General features: G+C 44.6%; 5 protein-coding genes and 1 tRNA gene. All 6 read left to right on the top strand.

Annotation, left to right across the window (positions count from 1 at the left end):
* Positions 1 to 360 precede the first annotated feature (360 nt).
* Positions 361 to 2,130, top strand: coding sequence for a signal peptide peptidase SppA (gene sppA / locus DWX62_RS21600; protein WP_120173142.1), 1,770 nt, complete (start codon positions 361 to 363; stop codon positions 2,128 to 2,130).
* The gene (lpxK, locus tag DWX62_RS21595) at positions 2,131 to 3,261 is read left to right on the top strand and encodes a tetraacyldisaccharide 4'-kinase (protein ID WP_009037013.1); all 1,131 of its coding nucleotides are present in this window, start codon (positions 2,131 to 2,133) and stop codon (positions 3,259 to 3,261) included.
* Positions 3,200 to 4,009: a purine-nucleoside phosphorylase gene (locus tag DWX62_RS21590; RefSeq protein ID WP_005835556.1), complete on the top strand. Its 810-nt coding sequence runs from the start codon at positions 3,200 to 3,202 to the stop codon at positions 4,007 to 4,009. The genes lpxK and DWX62_RS21590 overlap by 62 nt, the downstream gene beginning before the upstream one ends.
* Positions 4,010 to 4,015: 6 nt before the next feature.
* The gene (gene thiL, locus DWX62_RS21585) at positions 4,016 to 5,065 is read left to right on the top strand and encodes a thiamine-phosphate kinase (RefSeq protein ID WP_120173141.1); all 1,050 of its coding nucleotides are present in this window, start codon (positions 4,016 to 4,018) and stop codon (positions 5,063 to 5,065) included.
* A 143-nt stretch (positions 5,066 to 5,208) separates the two neighbouring features.
* Positions 5,209 to 5,281: transfer RNA gene (locus tag DWX62_RS21580), tRNA-Phe, on the top strand.
* 134 nt (positions 5,282 to 5,415) lie between these two features.
* Positions 5,416 to 6,220 (top strand): phage integrase SAM-like domain and Arm DNA-binding domain-containing protein (locus DWX62_RS21575; protein WP_207806032.1); only part of this gene is annotated, 805 nt, incomplete at its 3' end.

Below are 6,220 nucleotides of genomic sequence, written 5' to 3'. Positions count from 1 at the left end.
CCGGATACTAAACGAGAACTACTGAACAACTTTTCTCACTACAGATATGTTTCTTTCTTACCACACCCGCGTTTCTTTCTTTCCACAGCTGTGGTAAGAAAAGAGCACTGCTGTGGTAAGATTAGTTTTTAGAGAAACAGACTCAGAAAGTAAAGAGATAGCAATTATATCTGGCATTTTAGAAACTAACTATCCATAAAGAACGAAATGAAATACTTCAAAGATAAAAGAAAAGAGAATGAAATCTCCCATAATACTGTGACAAACCGAAAAACTCAGCGACAGATAGGGTAAATATCAACCTAATTATTTATCTTTGTTAGCTTTTAAAAGTTAGCATACTAAAAACAATAAAGTGCAATGAAAGATTTTCTGAAATTTACGTTTGCCACCATTACCGGCATCATCGTATCAGTCGTTGTTTTAGTTTTCAGCAGTATTCTGGTGGTTTTCAGCATGGTATCATCTTCGGAGTCAGAAACGCAAGTACGCAAAAACTCCATTATGATGCTGGATTTGAATGGTGCACTGGCTGAACGCAGCCAAGACAATCCGTTCGATGCCCTTATGGGAGACAATTATAAGACTTATGGCCTGGATGATATCCTCTCTTCTATCAAAAAAGCAAAAGAGAATGACGACATTAAAGGTATCTATATAGAAGCGACTTCGCTGGGTGCAGGATTTGCTTCACGCGAAGAAATACGCAATGCATTGAAGGATTTCAAGGAATCGGGAAAATTCATCGTGGCTTATGGTGACAGCTATTCCCAAGGTCTTTATTATCTGTCAAGTGTAGCCGACAAGGTGTTGCTGAACCCGCAAGGTATGGTCGAGTGGAGGGGCTTGGCCGCTACCCCCATGTTCTTCAAGGATTTGCTGGCCAAAATCGGAGTAGAAATACAGATATTCAAAGTAGGTACCTACAAATCGGCTGTAGAGCCTTTCATCTCTACCGAAATGAGCCCTGCCAACCGTGAACAAATCGACGCTTACCTGACCTCCATCTGGGGACAAGTGACCAATGATGTTGCAGAATCACGCAAAATATCTGTAGACTCACTGAACGCCATTGCCGACCGCATGTTGATGTTCTATCCCGCAGAAGAAAGTGTGCAATGCGGACTGGTCGATACATTAATATATAAGAATGATGTGCGCAACTACCTGAAAGCGATGGTAGGCATCGACAAAGACGACCGCATGCCCGTACTTGGTTTGCAGGACATGATTAACGTAAAGAAGAATGTTCCCAAAGACAAAAGTGGAAATGTGATTGCCGTATACTATGCCTATGGAGAAATTGACGGTGGTTCATCTTCTGCCTCCAGCGAAGAAGGCATCGACTCTAAAAAGGTGATTAAAGACCTGCGCAAGCTGAAAGATGACGAAGATGTAAAAGCTGTAGTATTACGCGTAAACTCACCGGGCGGAAGCGCCTATGGTTCAGAACAGATATGGTATGCCGTCAGCGAATTGAAGAAAGAGAAACCAGTCATTGTTTCCATGGGTGACTATGCAGCTTCAGGAGGTTACTACATTTCTTGTAATGCAGACACCATCGTGGCCGAGCCTACCACACTGACGGGTTCTATCGGCATCTTCGGCATGTTCCCCAACGCAAAGGGGCTGACTGATAAAATCGGGGTAAATTTTGATGTAGTGAAAACCAATAAATACGCAGACTTCGGCATGCTGACACGCCCGATGAATGACGGGGAAAAAGGGCTGATGCAAATGTATGTGAACAACGGATATGACCTCTTCCTCACCCGCTGCTCCGATGGCCGAGGCATCAGCAAGGAAGACCTGGATAAAATTGCCCAAGGCCGTGTATGGACCGGAAGCAAGGCCAAGGAACTAGGACTAGTCGACGAATTGGGTGGTTTGGACAAAGCTTTGGACATTGCCATTGCAAAGGCCGGAGTAGATGCCTATACCGTGATGAGCTATCCGAAAAAGGAAAGTTTCTTTGAAAGTCTGATGAACACCAATCCGGGTAACTACATCAAAGCACGTATGCTGAAAGGCACAATGGGCGAGATATACCAGCAGTTCAGCGTCCTGGAGAATTTTGACAAATGTGACCGTATACAAGCACGTGTCCCCTTTGAACTGAATATTCAATAAATGGAGGAAAACTTTATCAAGATATATCATTGGCTATATCCCCTATCATGGCTTTATGGGATAGGGGTATGCTTGCGAAATAAACTCTTTGACTGGGGCTGGCTCCGGTCAAAGAGTTTTGACGTTCCAGTAATATGCGTGGGCAATCTTGCTGTGGGCGGAACTGGCAAGACGCCACATACCGAATATCTGATAAAGCTATTACAAAAAAACGGAGTAAATGTAGCCACCCTCAGTCGGGGTTACAAGCGTAAAAGCCGAGGCTATGTATTGGCCGATGACAAGAGCAATGTACGCCAAATAGGTGACGAGCCGTATCAAATTAAAAATAAATTCCCCAATGCACGGGTAGCGGTAGACGAAAACCGTTGCCACGGCATTGAGCAACTGCTGAAACTGGAAAATCCCACTGTAGAAGCCATCATCCTGGACGATGCCTTCCAACATCGCCATGTAAAAGCTGGGCTGAACATTCTACTAACTGATTTTCACCGGTTACTGTGCGATGATGCCTTGCTCCCTGCCGGAAGACTCCGCGAACCTTCAAGCGGTAAAAACCGGGCACAGATGGTCATCGTTACCAAATGTCCGGATGATATCAAGCCGATAGACTTCAACATCATAGCTAAACGGCTCCACCTCTATCCATACCAACAACTGTATTTCTCCAGATTCCGCTATGGAATGTTGACACCGCTATTTCCCGAGAAAACGAACAGCCGGAAAGTGCTCTCCTCCCTCACCGGAGACGAGCAAGTACTGCTGGTGACAGGCATCGCCTCCCCCGCCCCCTTACAGAAAGAAGTGGAATCTTACACGCCACACGTCAAATTGCTGGCATTTGATGACCATCATGACTTTACTCCCAAGGATTTATTGCAAATAAAGGAACAATTCCAGCACCTGGAAGAGTGGAAAAGACTGATAATCACCACGGAGAAAGATGCGGCAAGGTTGAAACTCCATCCCGCACTGGACGAAACACTAAAGCCGTACATCTACGTGCTGCCGATAGAAATAGAAATCTTACAAAATCAACAATATATATTTAACCAAAACATTATTGGCTATGTTAGAGCGCATTCAAGAAACAGCAGCCTTTCTGAAGGGAAAGATGCACACCCAGCCTGAGACAGCAATCATCCTCGGTACCGGACTCGGCAGTCTTGCCGGTGAAATCACTGAAAAGTATGAGATAAGGTACGAAGAAATCCCCAATTTCCCCGTCTCTACCGTAGAGGGACACAGCGGAAAACTTATCTTCGGCAAACTGGGCCATAAAGACATCATGGCGATGCAGGGACGTTTCCATTTTTACGAGGGCTATTCCATGAAGGAAGTAACCTTCCCGGTACGTGTAATGCGCGAACTGGGTATCAAGACCTTATTCGTTTCCAATGCCAGTGGCGGCACAAATCCGGATTTTGCGATCGGTGACCTGATGATTATCACCGACCATATAAACTACTTCCCCGAACATCCATTGCGTGGCAAAAACATACCTTACGGTCCTCGCTTCCCGGATATGAGCGAAGCTTATGACAAAGAGCTGATTCGTAAGGCCGACGCCATTGCGGCAGAAAAGGGCATCAAGGTTCAGCACGGTGTCTATATCGGTACGCAAGGTCCCACATTCGAAACACCTGCGGAATACAAGATGTTCCATATTCTGGGTGCCGATGCAGTGGGCATGTCCACCGTGCCGGAAGTCATCGTGGCAAATCATTGCGGAATCAAAGTGTTCGGCGTATCTGTCATTACAGACTTGGGGGTAGAAGGTAAAATCGTAGAAGTCTCTCACGAAGAAGTGCAGAAAGCTGCGGACGAGGCGCAACCGAGAATGACAGAGATTATGCGTGAACTGATTAATAGAGCATAAGAAAGCATGAGAACAGAAATAGCTACCCTCGGTGAATTCGGCCTCATCCGACACCTCACCGAAGGCATTGAACTAAAGAACGAGTCGAGCCGATATGGTGTCGGAGATGATGCCGCCGTCCTCTCCTACCCGGCCGAAAAGGAAGTGCTCGTTACTACCGACTTGCTGATGGAAGGCGTCCATTTCGACCTTGTGTATGTACCGCTCAAGCATTTGGGGTATAAATCGGCCGTAATCAATTTCTCTGATATCTATGCCATGAACGGCACACCGAAGCAGATTACCGTTTCCTTGGGCATATCCAAGCGTTTCAGTATAGAAGACATGGAGGAACTCTATGCCGGTATCCGCCTGGCTTGCGAAGAATATGATGTTGACATCGTGGGAGGAGACACCTCCGCTTCCTATACCGGGCTTACCATCAGCATCACCTGCATAGGCGAGGGTGAGAAAGGAAAAGTGGTCTACCGCAATGGTGCCCGCGAAACCGACCTGATTTGCGTCAGCGGCGACTTGGGTGCCGCCTACATGGGACTACAGCTTTTGGAACGCGAAAAGGCGGTGCTCAAAGGAGGTGACAAAGACTTGCAACCGGACTTCTCGGGGAAGGAGTATCTTCTGGAACGTCAACTGAAGCCCGAAGCACGCCGTGACATCATTCAGAAACTGGCAGAAGAAGGTATACAACCCACCTCCATGATGGATATATCGGACGGCCTTTCTTCGGAATTACTGCATATCTGTACCCAAAGCAAAGTGGGTTGCCGAGTTTACGAAGAACATATTCCTATCGACTATCAGACGGCTGTAATGGCAGAAGAATTCAATATGAACCTGAGCACTTGTGCACTGAACGGAGGCGAGGATTATGAGTTATTGTTCACCGTCCCCATTGCCGACCATGAAAAGGTTGCCGAAATGGAAGGCGTCAAGCTGATTGGCCATATCACCAAACCGGAATTAGGCTGCGCCCTAATTACCCGTGACGGTCAAGAGTTTGAACTCAAAGCACAAGGATGGAATCCTTTGAAGGAAGAAGAAGCGGAAAAAGCATAACTATAAAACTTTTTCAGTATTTTTTCTCAAATCATAAACGCTGATAATTAGCCATATAGCCAATTATCAGCGTTTTTTATTATGAAAGCTATTGCATAGTCCAAAAGTTTCACTACCTTTGCAACCGCAAAAGAGATAAACATGGTGCCATAGCTCAGTTGGTAGAGCAAAGGACTGAAAATCCTTGTGTCCCCGGTTCGATTCCTGGTGGCACCACTTTTAAAAGATTAATTATCAGGCAGTTACTAATTAAAGTAGCTGCTTTTTTCTTTATATATTACCCCGTTCTTCCATAGTTTTAGCCGCTTTTCACTATCGGAGTTAAACCAAGAGTTAAACCGGAAATCAATATGGCTACAACGGTTAATGTATTGTGTTACAAGTCAAAAACTCTTAGTAATGGTGAACATCCGCTTATGATTCGTATCTGCAAGGATGGCAAAAAGAAGTATGTCAGTCTTGGCGTGTCTGTAAAAACGGAACATTGGAACTTTGAAAAGAATGTTCCAAAATCGAATTGCCCTAACAGAGAGCATATTAACATACTCATAGCTAACAAGAAAAAAGAGTACGAAACGGAAATAGTTAAACTAAAATCAGAAGATAAGTTATTTACAGCCAATACTTTGAATGAGCAAATTTCTAATTCAGTTAAACCGAAAACAGTAGAAGAAGCATTTAAGGAGTATCTCCGACTTCTTCAAGAAGAAAACAGACGTGGATATATGCTTTCCGTTAAGCAAGTGTACAATTCACTCATCAAGTACAATAAACACCTGAATATTCATTTCACAGATATAGATGTTGCTTGGCTAAAGAAATACGAGACATGGCTTAGAAACAACGGACTTGCGGAGAATACCATCGGCATACGATTCAGAACATTGCGCACCATCTATAATTATGCCATACAAGAGGATATGGTAAAAGCGGAACACTACCCTTTCAAAAAATACAAAGTATCCAAGTTGAATCAAGAGACAGCCAAAAGAGCATTGAGCAAAGAAGACATAAACAGAGTGTTGCAATATCAGACAGACAACAGATTTATGCGCCTACCCATAGATTTGTTTGCTTTCACCTATTATATGGGTGGTGGAAAATCCAGTGTAAGCTGCCCCCTAAAACCAAGCGATTCTGCCCCCTTAAAACATT

It is taken from the genome of Bacteroides sp. AF20-13LB, assembly GCF_003603065.1.
In the GTDB taxonomy this organism is placed as follows: domain Bacteria; phylum Bacteroidota; class Bacteroidia; order Bacteroidales; family Bacteroidaceae; genus Bacteroides; species Bacteroides uniformis.
Note: the sequence above shows the minus strand (reverse complement) of the source record. Positions and strands in the feature narration are given on the sequence as shown.